Source organism: Rhodoferax sp., from assembly GCF_025354435.1.
Taxonomy (GTDB): domain Bacteria; phylum Pseudomonadota; class Gammaproteobacteria; order Burkholderiales; family Burkholderiaceae_C; genus Rhodoferax_B.
The window spans coordinates 116,143-131,045 of record NZ_JANXMU010000032.1; the positions used below are offsets into that span (position 1 = coordinate 116,143).

The 14,903-nt window shown below is 62.4% G+C and carries 13 protein-coding genes; 3 read left to right on the plus strand and 10 right to left on the minus strand.

All coding sequences use genetic code 11. The features are described from left to right. Nucleotides 1-75 precede the first annotated feature (75 nt). From dnaG to Q0T48_RS08240, 3 genes are all read left to right on the plus strand, one after another. Nucleotides 76-1,953 carry a DNA primase gene (gene dnaG / locus Q0T48_RS08230; RefSeq protein ID WP_295954936.1) on the plus strand — a complete coding sequence of 626 codons (1,878 nt, stop codon included), beginning with the start codon at nt 76-78 and terminating at the stop codon, nt 1,951-1,953. 283 nt (nt 1,954-2,236) lie between these two features. Next, entirely contained in the window at nt 2,237-4,627 is a 2,391-nt protein-coding gene (gene rpoD, locus Q0T48_RS08235) for an RNA polymerase sigma factor RpoD (protein ID WP_295954939.1), read from the plus strand. Nucleotides 4,628-4,724: 97 nt separating this feature from the next. Further along, nucleotides 4,725-5,081: a thioredoxin family protein gene (locus tag Q0T48_RS08240; protein ID WP_295954942.1), complete on the plus strand. Its 357-nt coding sequence runs from the start codon at nt 4,725-4,727 to the stop codon at nt 5,079-5,081. On the opposite strand, the gene Q0T48_RS08245 is transcribed toward Q0T48_RS08240, so the two are convergent. The 10 genes from Q0T48_RS08245 to Q0T48_RS08290 all read right to left on the minus strand — a co-directional run bounded on the left by Q0T48_RS08245 (nt 5,070) and on the right by Q0T48_RS08290 (nt 14,801). Next, nucleotides 5,070-5,654 (minus strand): DUF2242 domain-containing protein, encoded by a 585-nt coding sequence (locus Q0T48_RS08245; protein WP_295954946.1) that lies wholly within the window; start codon nt 5,652-5,654, stop codon nt 5,070-5,072. The two genes, Q0T48_RS08240 and Q0T48_RS08245, sit on opposite strands and share 12 nt — an antisense overlap. A 2-nt stretch (nt 5,655-5,656) precedes the next feature. Next, on the minus strand, nt 5,657-6,025 hold the full coding sequence (locus tag Q0T48_RS08250) for a DOPA 4,5-dioxygenase family protein (RefSeq protein ID WP_295954948.1): 369 nt from the start codon (nt 6,023-6,025) through the stop codon (nt 5,657-5,659). Next, nucleotides 6,022-6,261, minus strand: a complete 240-nt coding sequence (locus tag Q0T48_RS08255) for a hypothetical protein (protein ID WP_295954950.1) — start codon at nt 6,259-6,261, stop codon at nt 6,022-6,024. The genes Q0T48_RS08250 and Q0T48_RS08255 overlap by 4 nt, the downstream gene beginning before the upstream one ends. Nucleotides 6,262-6,607: 346 nt before the next feature. Beyond that, nucleotides 6,608-6,841: a hypothetical protein gene (locus tag Q0T48_RS08260; protein WP_295954953.1), complete on the minus strand. Its 234-nt coding sequence runs from the start codon at nt 6,839-6,841 to the stop codon at nt 6,608-6,610. Nucleotides 6,842-7,106: 265 nt separating this feature from the next. After that, entirely contained in the window at nt 7,107-8,174 is a 1,068-nt protein-coding gene (locus tag Q0T48_RS08265; protein ID WP_295954956.1) for a 3'-5' exonuclease, read from the minus strand. A gap of 79 nt (nt 8,175-8,253) precedes the next feature. Then, nucleotides 8,254-8,871, minus strand: a complete 618-nt coding sequence (locus Q0T48_RS08270; RefSeq protein ID WP_295954958.1) for a methyl-accepting chemotaxis protein — start codon at nt 8,869-8,871, stop codon at nt 8,254-8,256. Nucleotides 8,872-8,980: 109 nt separating this feature from the next. Then, on the minus strand, nt 8,981-9,970 hold the full coding sequence (locus tag Q0T48_RS08275; RefSeq protein WP_295954961.1) for an aldo/keto reductase: 990 nt from the start codon (nt 9,968-9,970) through the stop codon (nt 8,981-8,983). A gap of 61 nt (nt 9,971-10,031) precedes the next feature. Further along, a complete protein-coding gene (locus Q0T48_RS08280; protein ID WP_295954964.1) occupies nt 10,032-13,115 on the minus strand; it encodes an efflux RND transporter permease subunit in 3,084 nt (1,027 codons plus the stop codon). 7 nt (nt 13,116-13,122) lie between these two features. Beyond that, a complete protein-coding gene (locus tag Q0T48_RS08285; RefSeq protein WP_295954966.1) occupies nt 13,123-14,331 on the minus strand; it encodes an efflux RND transporter periplasmic adaptor subunit in 1,209 nt (402 codons plus the stop codon). Beyond that, a complete protein-coding gene (locus tag Q0T48_RS08290; RefSeq protein WP_295954968.1) occupies nt 14,328-14,801 on the minus strand; it encodes a MarR family transcriptional regulator in 474 nt (157 codons plus the stop codon). Before Q0T48_RS08290 ends, Q0T48_RS08285 begins: the two co-directional genes overlap by 4 nt. Nucleotides 14,802-14,903: the final 102 nt, after the last annotated feature.

Sequence of the window (14,903 nt, forward strand, 5' to 3'; positions counted from 1 at the left end):
TGCAGAAGGAATATACGCTAGAGGCCTATTTTCCTTAAAATTCAGGCTCCACGCCGATGCTGGGACAATAGCGGCGTGACCATTCCCCATACCTTCATCCAGGAACTCATCGCACGCGCCGACGTGGTCGAGATCGTGGGCCGCTATGTGCAGCTCAAAAAAGGCGGGGCCAATTTCATGGGCCTGTGCCCATTCCACTCGGAGAAGTCGCCCTCCTTCTCGGTCAGCCCGACCAAGCAGTTCTACCACTGCTTTGGCTGCGGCAAGAGCGGTGACGCGCTGCGCTTTTTGATGGACCACGCGGGCATGACCTTCATCGAGGCTGTGCAAGACCTGGCCCAACAGTTCGGCATGCAGGTGCCCGAAGACGATGCCTCGCCCCAGGACCGCGCCCGCGCCGCCGAGCAAAAGCAGAAGCAGGCCACGCTGACCGACGTGCTGGAGCAAGCCTGCACCGCCTACAAGAAACACCTGCGCGACTCGCCCCGCGCCATCGATTACTTCAAGGGCCGCGGCCTGTCGGGTGAGATCGCCAAGCAGTTCGACCTGGGTTATGCGCCCGAGGGCTGGCGCAGCTTGGCCGGGGTGTTTCCGCGCTACGACGATCCGCTGCTAGCCGAGAGCGGCCTGGTCATCACCAGCGAAGAAGACCCCGAAAAGCGCTACGACCGCTTCCGCGACCGGGTGATGTTCCCGATCCGCAACGTCAAGGGCGAATGCATTGGCTTTGGCGGCCGGGTGCTGGGCGACGACAAACCCAAATACCTCAACTCTCCCGAAACCCCGGTCTTCAGCAAGGGCCGCGAGCTCTACGGCCTGTTCGAGGCCCGCAATGCCCTGCGCGATGCCGGTTACGCCCTGGTCACCGAAGGCTACATGGACGTGGTCGCCCTGGCCCAACTGGGCTTTCCCAACGCCGTGGCCACCCTGGGCACCGCCTGCACGGCCGACCATCTGCACAAGCTGTTTCGCTTCACCGATGCGGTGGTGTTCAGCTTCGACGGCGATGCCGCGGGCCGCCGCGCTGCCCGCAAGGCGCTGGACGGCGCACTGCCGCTGGCCACCGACGTGCGCAGTTGCAAGTTTCTGTTTCTGCCCGCCGAGCACGACCCCGACAGCTTCATCCGCGCCTATGGCCGCGACGCGTTTGCGCGCTACATCTCCGAAGCCACGCCGCTGAGCCGCTTTTTGATCGAATCTATCCGCGAAGGCTGCGAACTGCACACTGCCGAAGGCCGCTCCCTGCTGGCCAGCAACGCCAAACCGCTGTGGAGCCAGTTGCCCGAAGGCGCGCTCAAACGCCAGTTGCTGGGCGAAATCGCCGATCTGGTGCAGCTCAGCAGCAGCGAACTCACCGACGTGTGGAGCGGCAAAGCCATCGGCAGCCGCCCAGAGGCCAAAGGCGGCAAAAAATATAGCACCCCGTATACACCCGGCAAGCGCTACGAGCCCAAACCGCCCCCTATCGGTTCCGACAGCGCAGGGCGCCGCAAACCCGCCAGCCGCGCCGACCACGCGGCCCGCCTGCTGCTGTCCAACGCCACCGGCTGGGACAGCCTGACCCACGAAGACCACGCCCTGTTGTGCGCCCTGCCCGAGCCGCACGCAGCGCTGTTTGTCTGGCTGGAAGCCCAGCAGCACGAGCACGGCCCGCAAACCTGGGAGCTGCTGCGCCCCGGCGTACGCGGCCAGCCATTTGAAGACCTAGCGCTGCGACTGATGTCGGGGCCAGTGCCCAGCAATGCCCCCGAGGCTGCCGAGGCCACCGAAACCGTGATTGACCGCGAAGCCCTGCAAGAGCTGCGCGGCCTGCTCAACCTGATGCTGATCGATCTGCTCAAGCAGCAGGAAACCGAGGCCTTGGAAGCCGCCAAATCGGACCCAACTGCCCTGGAACGCTACCGCGCCCTGAACCGCCGCCGCTTGGAACTTACCGCTATCAAAATCGGTTAAAAGGTTTGAGAAAAGACTTGAATTTCGGGCCGCAGGCTATAATCTAAGGCTAACTGCTCGGCAAGAGCGACAGCAACACCTCCGGATACGGCCAATAGCCGCCACAGCGCGCACCGGCCACCCCACCGCAAGGACTGCCTGCAGGGATTTCAAAAAAATCTCTGTAAATGATCGCCCTCCCATCTTGCCAACGAGAAATCTTTTCTATCCCTACGCGTCCGCGCCGGTGGCCTGTGGCTTCCGGGTTTATTTCGTTTTTTTGTTGTCCTGAGGTTCTTTGCCCATGCCTGCTCCAAAGTCCAATAAGCCCGCTACACCTGCAGTACCCGCCACAACGGCTGCCAAAACCAGCGCCAAAGTAGCTGCTCCAGCAGCGACCGAGGCCGTGGTCAAGCCCGCTTTGAAAGTCAAACCCGTGTCCGCATCGAAGTCCCCCGCCGCCCCCGAAGTTACCACCGCCGCCGATGATGCCGCGAAGAAAAAGCCCGGCCGTCCCTCCAAGGTCGTGACGCTGCCTGCTGCCAAGCCCGCCACCAAAGCCGCCGCGCCTGCTAAAGCGGCCGCTGCTGCCGCACCCGCCAAGGTCAAGCCCGCTGGTGCCAAACGCGGCCCCAAGCCCAAGGGTTCGATCTCCACCGAGATCAACCTCGATGACCTGATCGAGATCGAGGAAGATCCGGTCGAGGAAGTGCCGGTCCAGCTCAGCCCCACTGGCGAGAAGATCAAGCCGCTGCGCATGAAGATCAGCAAGGCCAAAGAGCGCGCGCTGATGAAGGAGTTCGGCCTGGACGAAACGGTGCTGTCCGAAGAAGACCTAGCCAAGCGCCGCCAGCGCCTGAAGGCCCTGATCAAGCTGGGCAAGACCCGCGGCTACCTGACGCACGGCGAAATCTCCGACCACCTGCCCGACAAGCTGGTCGATGCGGAAACGCTGGAAGTCGTGGTCAACATGCTCAACGACATGGGCGTGGCGGTGTACGAGCAAACGCCCGATGCCGAAACCCTGCTGCTGAACAACACCGCCCCCACGGCAGCGACCGAAGAAGAAGCCGAAGAAGAAGCCGAAGCTGCGCTCTCCACCGTGGACAGCGAGTTTGGCCGTACCACCGACCCGGTGCGCATGTACATGCGTGAAATGGGCACGGTCGAGCTGCTGACCCGAGAAGGCGAAATTGAAATCGCCAAGCGCATCGAAGGCGGCCTGATGCGCATGATGGAAGCCATCAGCGCCAGCCCTGCCACGCTGGCCGAAGTGTTCAACATGGGCGAGCTGATCCGTGACGGCAAGGTGGTGATCTCCACCATCGTCGACGGCTTCTCCAACCCCAACGAAGCCGACGACTACGTAGCCGAAGAAGATTTCGACGAGTTCGATGCCGCCGATGACGACGATGGCAAGGGCGGCTCCAAGGCCCTGACCAAGAAGCTTGAAGAGTTGAAAAAAGAAGCCCTGACCCGCTTCGACACCCTGCGCGACCTGTTCGAGAAGGTGCACAAGATCTACGACAAGGAAGGCTACGGCACGCCGCACTACGTCAAGGCCCAGGTAGCTTTGAGCGAAGAGCTGATGACCATCCGCTTTACCGCCAAGACCATTGAAAAGTTGTGCGATTTGCTGCGCAGCCAGGTGGACGACGTACGCAAAAAAGAGCGCGAACTGCGCCGCATCATTGTGGACAAATGCGGCTACCCACAAGAAAACTTCATTGCCGACTTTAGTGGCCGCGACAAGATGGGCAACAAAGTACCGTCGCACCTGCTAGACCTGAAATGGATTGAAAAGCAAACCGCTGCGGGCAAGCCCTGGAGCTCCATCATGGGTCGCAACATTCCGCCGGTGCAAGATCTGCAGCAAAAGCTGACCGATCTGCAGTCGCGGGTGGTGGTACCACTGGACGAGCTCAAAGGCATCAACAAGCGCATGAACGAAGGCGAAGCCTCGTCGCGCAATGCCAAGAAGGAAATGATCGAGGCCAATTTGCGCCTGGTGATCTCCATCGCCAAAAAGTACACCAACCGTGGCCTGCAGTTCCTGGATTTGATCCAGGAAGGCAACATCGGTCTGATGAAGGCGGTAGACAAGTTCGAATACCGCCGAGGCTATAAATTCTCGACCTATGCCACGTGGTGGATTCGCCAGGCGATCACCCGGTCGATTGCCGACCAGGCGCGCACCATCCGCATTCCGGTGCACATGATCGAAACCATCAACAAGATGAACCGCATCAGCCGCCAGCACTTGCAAGAGTTTGGTTTTGAGCCCGATGCGTCCATCCTGGCCGAAAAGATGGAGATCCCGGAAGACAAGATCCGCAAGATCATGAAGATCGCCAAGGAGCCCATTTCGATGGAAACCCCGATCGGCGACGACGACGACAGCCACCTGGGCGATTTCATCGAAGACGGTGCCAACACCGCACCTATCGAAGCCGCCATGCAGGCCGGCCTGCGCGATGTCGTCAAGGACATCCTGGACAGCCTGACCCCGCGCGAAGCTAAAGTGCTGCGCATGCGCTTCGGTATCGAAATGAGCACCGACCACACGCTGGAAGAAGTGGGCAAACAGTTCGACGTGACCCGCGAGCGCATCCGCCAAATAGAAGCCAAGGCGCTGCGCAAGCTCAAGCACCCCAGCCGCAGCGACAAATTGCGCAGCTTTATCGATACGCTGTAAGCAACCCCGCTCCAAGGCCCCCGCTTGCCAACGCAGACGGGGGCTTTTTTATGCATAAAATCGGCCTCTACCGCATATTCCAATTACGTAAGTAGCTATGAAAAAAGTAGCAAATCTATCGCCTCCTACCCCCGCACTCTGGGTGGCCTGCCTGTGCGCCGACTGGTGTGGGAGTTGCCGCGACTACCAGGAACGGTTTGAACAGGTGGCGCGCGCGTTTCCCGGGGCGGAGTTTGTCTGGGTGGATATTGAAGACCAGGCCGACGTGGTGGATCCCATCGAGGTGGACAACTTCCCGACGGTGCTGGTGGTGGTGGACGGCTCGGTGCGCTTCTTTGGCAGCATCACGCCGCAAATGGAGACCTTGCAGCGGCTGGTGCAGGCGCAACTGGAGGCACCGGGCGCTGTAGGCAACCCCGAGGTGACGGCCCTGGCCCAGCGCTTACGGCGCTAGCGGCGCTTTCGGCTTGTCGGGCACTGGAGGTGCCAGCGCTTCACCGTCCGGCTCTTCCATGTCTTGCGCCAGGTAGTGCTGGACCAGCGCAAAGAAGCGGTCGTAAAACCGCTCGCTGGAGACGGTTTCGCTGCCCACCTTGACCATCGCGTCGTTGCTAGAGCTAACCGGCACCGACACCGAACCCAGCACACCCACGCCCAGGCTGGCCGAGGTGTTGCTCTTCTTCAAGGCGTAGCGGTCTTGCAGCGCCGTCACAAAGCCCAGGCTGAGCTTGCCGTCCTTGCTCTCGGACGCGCAAACCACGCGGATGTCCATTTGCACATGGATTTCGTTTTCGGGCTGGAAGTTCTTTTGCCCCTGCACCAGCTCTTTGGCCGCGTTGGAAATCACGTAACCCTGGCTAAGCAGGGCCCGCCGAGCGGCTTCGCAGGTGTCGGCAGGCGTGGCATCGAACATGCGCGAATACTTGCCCGAAGAATCGAATTCTTCTTGCTGGGCAATCGGCTTCATGGGGCTGGCACAACCGGCCAAGCACATGGCCACCAGCAGACAACACAGGGGAATGCACATCGTCAATCTTCGGGAATGTCGTAGACCGTGTCCGATCCGGACAGCACCGACAAGTTCAGCGGCCGTACCGCCCCCATCCATATCGCAAAATCACTGTGGTCGATCAAATCGTTGCCGGTGATGGGGCGGATGAACACCACCAAACCGCGCCGGTGCATTGCCAGCCAGGGCACCAGCTCGGCAAATACCGAGGGCGCAAAGGCCAACTGGCAGCTGCCGTCCGGGTGCGGGCCGACCGGGCCCGGGTGGACCCGGCCCATGGCCAACTTGAAGCGGCTGGCGGCCTCCAGGCATAGCGTACGGCCCTGCTCCTGCGTGGCCGCATCAAAGTACACATGGGCGTGGAAGCCCTTGATGCGAGCGTCGCTCATGGTGCCCGGTGCAGGCGCGGGCTGGCCAGGGCCACCACCTGCTCGTTGATGGCGGTGTCCACATTGGGATGCCGCGCCGGGGCGCTGGGCAACTGCAGCAAGGCGCGCAGTTGGGCGACGTCCTTGGCGCTGGGGGCGGCCTTGATCTGGGCAATGGCGGCCTGGGCGTTGCCGGTGCGGATCACCGCCAGCATCTTGGTGACCCAATCACTGGGCCCGGATTTGTGTTTGGACATGGTGTTTTGTCTGCGTAAACAACAACGCCGCGTAGGCAGCCCGGTAGGGCCCGCCTACGCGGCGTTGTGGCGTGCAAAAACGGCTTAGCCTTGGCGCGCGCGCTTGCCAGGGTTCTTTTTGCTACGCGTAGCAACACCACGCTCCAAGCTACGCTTTTGGCCGCGGCTAACCGGGCTGGTGTAGCCAGGCAGTGGGGTGGGACGGGGGGTAGCCAGACGCTCGGCTTCGGTACGGGGTTCTCTTGCCATTATGTTTACTCCATAGAAAATGTGACAACCCACGATTAGGCCACAACCGCGCGGGCGATTTGCCCACACAGCCAGCTAAACGGGGTTTAAATTGAATTTAGCCTGCTGCGGCTTCGTCCATAGCCTGGCACGAAGGTGCGCACACGGCTTGCGACTTGCCCAGCACCTTGCGGGTGCCCATCAGCGAACGGGTGCGGTGCTTACCGCACAAAAAGCACGACATGGTGGCTCCGCCAAACGACGCCGCAGCGGCGAAGGGGGAACCGGAGGCTTTGGATTTGTAACGCAGGCCGTCGGCCAGCATGGCAGTTTTGGAATCAGCTTTCGCCATGGATAGAGCCTTAGTTGGGTGCCAATCGCAGGGATTTGGCAAGGAAATAATACGGCGTATCGCCGGATCGAAGGCTGCATTATCCTCTTGATTGGCAAGCTGCCTGAGCGCACAGGTGTATACCGTGCAATAGTCGGGGTTGATTTATCCTCAATTTGAAGGATGTTTTGCAACCGAAGCACTTGACAGTGGCATAGACGCATTTGCCAATTGCTACTATTTTGATAGCTACTAGCATAGACAAAATATACGCCAGAGCCCTATTTCATCCCAAATTCTTCCAAGACAGCACCCCGGCGCGGTTAGCGTAGCGCACGCGGGCATCCAGTGCCTCGACCTGCACCTTGGCGGCACGGCCGCGGTAGACCTCGGTGGCCAGCCAATCGCACTCTAGCTGCAGACTGGCCTCGTCGCTAAGCCAGGTGTGCCAGACCTTGTTGGCCGCATCCCAGCGGTAGCCGCGTTCCTTGAGTGCGTCTTTGGCATCGAAAGCTGCGCCGGTGGCCTGCAAACGGTAGCGGGTGCCCTCGGCGGCAGTCAGCAGGTGCGCCAGGCCGGTGTGGCCCGCTACGGGCAACGGGGCCTGCAGCACGGCCAGCAGAGCGTGGCAGTCCATTTCGGCCCGGTGCGCGTCATAAAACAGGCCCAGGTCCAGCGCCAAGGCGGTGAGCTTGGCCGAATCTCGGCCCTGTTTCTTCCAGTCGATATCGGCAAATGAGCAAGCCCAGGCCTTGGCGGCGAATGCGGGCAGGCGGGCTTCAACAAACGGGCGGTCAAACCCGGCGTTGTGCGCCACCACCAGATCCACGCCTTCCAGTAGTTCGGCAATGCGGGCTTCGTCCAGGGCCTGGCCCGCCACCATGCTGTCGTCGATACCGGTGATCTTGCGGGCGATGTCGGGGATGGGCTGGCCGGGGTCTTCCAGGCCGTCGTAGACCTGCACGCTGCCGCAGGCCAGGCCGGTGGCGGTGTCGATGTCGACGCGCAGCAGGGCCAGCTCGATGATCTTGTCGCGGCTGTGCTCCAGGCCGGTGGTTTCGGTGTCCAGCACCAGCAGGCGCTTCACGCCCTGGGCGGGTGCGGCGGCAAATTCCCGTTGCGGCACCAGGCGGCGCAGCACACGGTAGTCGGGGTGTTGTTCGAGTTGCAAAGCCAAGGCTTCGGCATTGTCGGCAGGCGGGGCAAGCACGACAGCCACAGCGGCAACGGCAGGGGCTGGAGCCGGTGCGGTCACCGTCTCAGGGGCCTCGTTGAACAGCAGGCTGAGTTGCTGCTGTGGGTCGGCCGCCGGGGACTTGCGGGTGCGGGGCTGCTTGGCCGGGGAAGAAGGCATCGGATGGCGCACAAGAGAGGAAGGGCCGCGAGTGTAGCCGCCCTGCCCTCTGTGTCTGGCCGTCAGCCCCTTAGCTGCGTCACGCCAGCACGATGGCTTCGCGCGACAGGCCGTCGATCTTGCCGGTAATGCCGGTCAGCACGTTGGCCACCACCGCAAACTCACGGCCAAAATTACCGGCGCGGGCAGCGATGACCAGGGCGTTGAAACTTACCACCTTGGCTTCGCGGGCGACGTTCTGGATGTCGTTGACGATGCCGCTGAGCTCGCGCTTCATGCTGTCGGATTGGGTTTTGCTGATGTCGTCGAACACGGTGGTGGCCTTGTTCAGGGCCTCCAGCACCGCGTCGGTGTGCTCCACCACCTGGGCCACCGAGGCGGCTTGGCGCGGGTCGCGCTGGGCGATGTGGTCCAGGGCTGTACGCACCAGTTTGGTGAACGTCTGGATGTTGCCACCCACGCCCTGTACGTCGTGGTACACGGCTTCGACCTTGCGGGCGCTGGCTTCGTCGAGCTTTTTGAGCATTTGCAGCAGCGTGGCCTGGCTGTCGGAAAACAGGCTCAGCGTGCGCTCGGCCGCCTGCAGCTGGGCCTTGTCGCCCTGCGCTGCCAGCACGGTTTGCAGCACCATGCGCTGCGACAACATGCGTTGGCGGGCCGCGAGGTTGACGGTGGACAGACCCGTGTTATCGGGCATGGTGGTGGCCAAGGACCGGGCACTGGAATACATAAAGACTTTCGCAAAGAGCGGCAGGAGGATTCCCGTCGCTCTTGTCACGCAAAGCCCATGCCACCGTTACATCAGCTTACGCAAACTCCTCGGTATCCACCTCGGACTGCGACTGCGCGTTGTAGCGGCCTGCGGTAATGGCGCGGGGGGCCATGAGCGCGTCCAGCCGGGCCAGCACCTGGGGCGAGAGCTGCACATCGGCGGCGGCTAGGTCTTCATCCAGGTGGTCGATACGGGTAGTGCCGGGGATGGGGATGATGTGCTCGCCCTGCTGCAGCAGCCAGGCAATCGCCAACTGGGCCAGGGTGCAACCGGCATCCTGGGCGATGGCCTTCAAACCACCCAGCAAACCCAAGTTGACGGCGTAGTTCTCAGGGGTAAAGCGGGGCATGGTGCGGCGGATGTCTTTGGCATTCAGCGTGGAAACGTCGGTCAGCGCGCCGGTCAAAAATCCGCGCGCCACCGGGCTAAAGGCCACAAAGGCGGTGCCCAGTTCCTTGCAGGCTTGCAGCACCGCGATTTCGGGGTTGCGCGTCCACAGCGAATACTCGGTTTGCAGCGCGATGATGGGGTGCACGGCATGCGCTTTGCGCAGGGTACTGGCCGACACCTCAGACAGACCGATAGTCTGGATCTTGCCCTGGCGGACCAGGTCCGACAGCGCACCCACACTGTCTTCGATGGGCACGGTTTTGTCCCAGCGGTGCAGGTAGTACAGGTCGATCACATCGGTACGCAGGCGACGCAGCGCGTCTTCGCAGGTGCGCTGGATGGTGGCCGGGCGGCCATCGATGACGCGCTTGCCGTCCACGCCGGTCATGCCACATTTGCTGGCCAGGGTGAAGCGGCGGCGGTGCTTGGACAGCACTTTGCCGACCAGGTCTTCGTTCGCGCCAAAGCCGTACAGGGCGGCGGTGTCGAACAAGGTCACGCCGCGGTCCAGGGCGTGCAGCAGCACGGCTTCGCCCTGCTCTGCCGAAACCGGCGCACCGTATGCGTGGCTGAGGTTCATGCAGCCCAGGCCGATGGCGGCGACGTTAAAGGGGCCGAGTTGTCTGTTTTTCATAGTAAAAAGTCCTTCTGGCGCTTGTATTACATGCACGAGTAGCTATAAATTAAGTAGCAAATCAGGCTTCCACCACTTCCGGTGTCGTGACCGGGCCGGTGCCGCTGAAGCGCTCCAGGGTCAAATAAATCACCGGGGTGATGAACAGCGTGATGGCCTGCGAAAACACCAGGCCGCCCACCACCGCCAAGCCCAGAGGCTGGCGCAGCTCGGCACCGGCACCCAGGCCCAGTGCGATAGGCAGTGCACCCATCAGCGCGGCCATGGTGGTCATCATGATGGGCCGGAACCGCAGGATGCACGCAGTGCGGATGGCTTCGGCCGGGGTCATGCCCTGGTGGCGCTGGGCCTCCAGCGCAAAGTCGATCATCATGATGGCGTTCTTTTTGACGATACCGATCAGCAGCACGATGCCGATGGTGGCGATCAGGGTCAGATCCTGGCCAAAAATCATCAGCGTAGCCAGCGCCCCCACCGCCGCCGACGGCAGGCCCGCCAGAATGGTCAGGGGGTGGATGTAGCTCTCGTACAGCACGCCCAGCAGCACGTAGATCACCAGCAAGGCGGCGATGACCAGGATGGTCTGGCTGCCCTGCGAGCTTTGGAACACTGCCGCGTCACCGCCGTAGCTGGTGATGATGCTGCTGGGCAGCGCAATCGCCAGCCGGGCCGCGTCGATCTTGGCCGTGGCATCGCCCAGGGCCGCGCCGGGTGCCAGATTGAACGACACCGTGACCGCCTGCAACTGGCCTACGTGGTTGATGGCGGTAGCGCCCACCGTGCGGGTGACGGTGGTGAAGCTGGTCATGGGCACCAAGGCACCGGTGTTGGAGCGCACATAAATGCCATTCAGGGCGCGCTCGTCCTCCTTGGCATCGGGGGCCACTTCCATGATGACTTGGTAGCTGTCGGTGGGCAGGTAGATGGTGGACACTTGGCGCTCGCCAAACGCACTGAACAGCGCGGTGCGGATGGTGTCGATGGACACGCCCAGGGTATTGGCGGCATCGCGGTCGATCTTCAGCTGGGCGATCAGGCCGCGCATCTGCGCATCGCTGGTGACATCGCGGAACAGCGGGTCGCCGCGCAACTGGTCTTGCAGCTTGGTGGCCCATACATTGAGCTCATCGGCCTTGATGCTCTGCATGATGTACTGGTACTGGGCCTTGCTCTGGCGCCCGCCCAGCTGCAGGTTTTGCACCGGCCGCATGAACACATTGATGCCCGCCACGGTGCGCAGCTTCTTGCGCAGACCTTCCACCACCACTTTCATCTTGGGCCGCTCATTCTGGGGCTTCAAGTTGATGAACATGCGCCCGGTGTTTTGCGAGCCGTTGCCGCCGTTGAACGAGCTGACGGTCAGCACATTCGGGTCGGCGCGGACGATGGCCGCTGCAGCCTCTTGCAGCTTAACCATGGCGGGGAAGGAGATGTCTTCGGCGGACTCGGTGGTCACCTGGATCTGGCCAATGTCTTCTTCGGGGAAAAAGCCCTTGGGGATGACCATCACCAGCCAGACGGTGGCCACCAGGGTCACTGCCGCCAAACCCAGCACGATGTTGCGGTGGCGCAGTGCTGCGTCCAGCCAGCGGGTGTAGCCGGCCAGAAACTTGTTGAAACCGACTTCGAACGCATGGACGATGCGGCCTGGTGGCTTTTTGTGGGTTTCGTCGCTCAGGAAACGGCTGGCCATCATGGGCACCAGGGTCAGCGACACAAAGGCCGACACCACGATGGACAAGCCCACCACCACCGCAAATTCGTGGAACAGCAGGCCAATCACGCCAGGCATGAAGAAGATCGGGATGAACACCGCAATCAGCGAGGTGGACATGGAAATAATCGTAAAACCCACCGCCCGCGAGCCGCGCAGGGCCGCCTGGAAGGGGGGCACGCCCTCCTCCACCAGCCGGATGATTTCCTCCAGCACCACGATGGCATCGTCCACCACCAGACCAACGGCCAGCGTCAGGCCCAGCAAAGAGATGTTGTCCAGGCTGTAGTTCATGCCCCACAGCAGCGCCACCGCACCGACCAGCGACACCGGCAGCGACAACGCAGGAATCACCGTGGCCACAAAGCGGCGCAGAAACAAGAAGATCACCAGCACCACCAGCACGATGGTGCCCACCAGGGTCAGCGATACGTCGTGCAAGGCCTCGCGCACCGACTTGGAACGGTCGTTCACCGGGGTCATCTTCACCGACTGGGGCATTTGCGCCTGCAAATTGGGCAAGGCGGCCAGCAGCGAATCCACCACCTTCACGGTGTTGGCTCCTGGCTGGCGTTGCACGGCCAGGGTGATGGAGGCTTCGCCATTCAGCGTGGCCCAGCTTTTCAGGGTTTCCAGGCTATCTTCAACGCTAGCCACATCTTTCAAGCGCACCGTGTTGCCGCCCTTGCTGCTGACGATCAGGTTGGAAAAGTCGGCGGCGTTGCGCAGTTGCCGGTTGGCTTGCAACACCAGGGTTTGCTGCGGGCCATCCAGCGTGCCCACGGGGGTGTTGACGTTGGCGGACTTGAGCACGCTGCTCAGGTCGTCCAGGCCCAGGTTGCGAACCGCCAGGGCCTGCGGATTCACCCGCACCCGCACGGCATAGCGCTTGGCACCAAAAATATTCACCTGCGCTACGCCGTCGATGGTGGAGAAGGTGGGCGAGATCAGGTGCTCGGCAAAGTCTTGCAGGTCCGACGGGGTGAGTGACGGCGAGGTCATGGCCACCAGCAGAATCGGCGCATCCGCCGGATTCACCTTGCGGTACGACGGCGGATTGGTCATGTCGGTGGGCAGCGAGCGCTGGGCCCGCAGCAAGGCGGCCTGCACATCCACCGCCGCCGCGTCGATATTGCGGCCTTCGTCAAATTCGAGGGTCAGCGAGGTGCTGCCCAGGGTGCTGGTGGAGCTGATGGTTTTCAGGCCCGGCACGGTCTGGAACTGCTTCTCCAAGATCAGCGCCACCGAGCTGGCCATGGTCTCGGGGCTGGCGCCGGGCAGACTGGCAGACACGTTGATCACCGGTGTGTCGTAGCTGGGCAAGGCCGCCACCGGAATGCTGCGGTAGCCAATCACCCCGGCCAACACGATGGCCAGGTTCAGCAGTACCGTCATCACCGGACGGCGGATAAAGAGTTCAGAGAAGTTCATGGTGCATTCACGGTGCGGTAGGCTTGGAAGCGTCCGTGGCAGGGGCGCTGGCGGCCGGTTTGGGGTCAGCTGCCCGTTCCACCAAGCGCGCGCCGGGGCGCACGTTTTGCTTGCCCTCTACCACCACTCTGTCGTTGGCCTGCAGGCCGGTCACCGCTGCGTCCAGGCCTTGGGCGTAAACCAGTTGCACGGGTTTGGACACTGCCTTGCCGTCTTCCAGGGTGTAGACGACGGTGCCGCGTGCGCCCTGGATCAAGGCCGCCTGGGGCACTACCACCGCGCCCTTGAGCACGTTGACGGTTTGCGATACCTCGACAAACGCGCCGGGCCAGAGCTTGCCTTCCTTGTTGTCAAACACCGCTTTGGCCTTGAGCGAGCCCGAGCTGGCATCCACCAGGTTGTCGACAAACTGCAACCGCCCTTTGAACACGCCGCCGTTGTCGGTCAGGGTGGCCGTCACCGGTGCGCCTTCGCCCTTCAAGGCGGCCAGGGCATCGCCCAGGTTGCGCTGGGGCAGGCTGAACGCCACGCCCATCGGGTCAAGCTGGGTAATCGTCACCAGGGTGGTCACGTTGGCCTGCACAGCGCTGCCTGCCGACACCGGCACCAGCCCCGCGCGCCCGGCGTGGGGGGCGGTAATGCGGTCAAACGACAGCGCCACCTTGGCCGCGTCGATGGCGGCCTGGTCGGCGGCCAGGGTGGCAGTAAGGCCATCAACCCCGGCTTGCGAGGTGTCCAGCGCACCTTGCGAAATAAAGTTTTGCGCCAGCAGATCCTTGCTGCGGGCCAATTGGCGCTTGGCATCGGCCAGCGCAGCCGTGTCCTTGGCCAACTGGGCGCGGGCCTTGGCCAGGTTGGCCTCATCGGCGCGCGCGTCCAGGGTGAACATCAACTGGTCGGCCTTGACGAACTGGCCCTCTTGGATATGCACCTTGGCCACCACGCTGGTCACCTGGGCCTTCACGTCCACGCTGGTCAGCGCCGTCACCGTGCCGGTGGCTTTGAGCACCACAGGCAGATCGCGCTGCTGGGCCAAGGCGGTGGTTACCGTGACGGGAGCACCCGCCGCGGAGGCCGCTCCCGCAGGCGCAGATGCCGTCGCGGCAGCCGAGGCACCGGCCGCGGGCGCAGCCACGTCGGACTTGCCGGAGCAACCCCACAAGCCCAGGGCCACCAGGCCGCAGACGGTATTCAAAACAAGAGGAGCAGTCTTCATGGTGCGTGAATGGGTTCGGTGGATTCGGATAGGGGTCGGAAAATACGCCAAAGTACGGCCAGCCCGGCTTGCAATGTCTGTTGCTCCTGCGGTGTACAGACTGCCAAAACCGCTTTAAGTTCACCCTGCGCCCGGTTCTGTATCGCCGCCAACTGCGCCACACCGGCCGTGGTGGTTTCCAGCCGGGAGCAGCGGCGGTCACCCGTAGCGGTTTGCGGCTGCACCAACCCGGCCTGCACCAGGCGGTCCGCCATGGCCGAGGCGGTAGGCATGGTCACCCCCAAAAACACCGCAATATCGCCCATGGCACAGCCGGGGCGGCGGGAGATGAAGTTGAGGCAGCGGAACTGCGGAACCGACAAACTACCTTCGACTCCATGGCGCATCGACGTACGGATCGCATCCATCACGGCAGGGACCACGTCCATCACCTTGGCGGCTGAATCTTGGGCAGTTAAACAGGTTTTCAAGGAAGTAACAGAAAGTAAATCAAATGGATGGGCACCGGTTTATAAACGCAAAAGAACAGAAATACTTAGCCCAACTAACTTAAATGCTAAAACCAGCCGTAT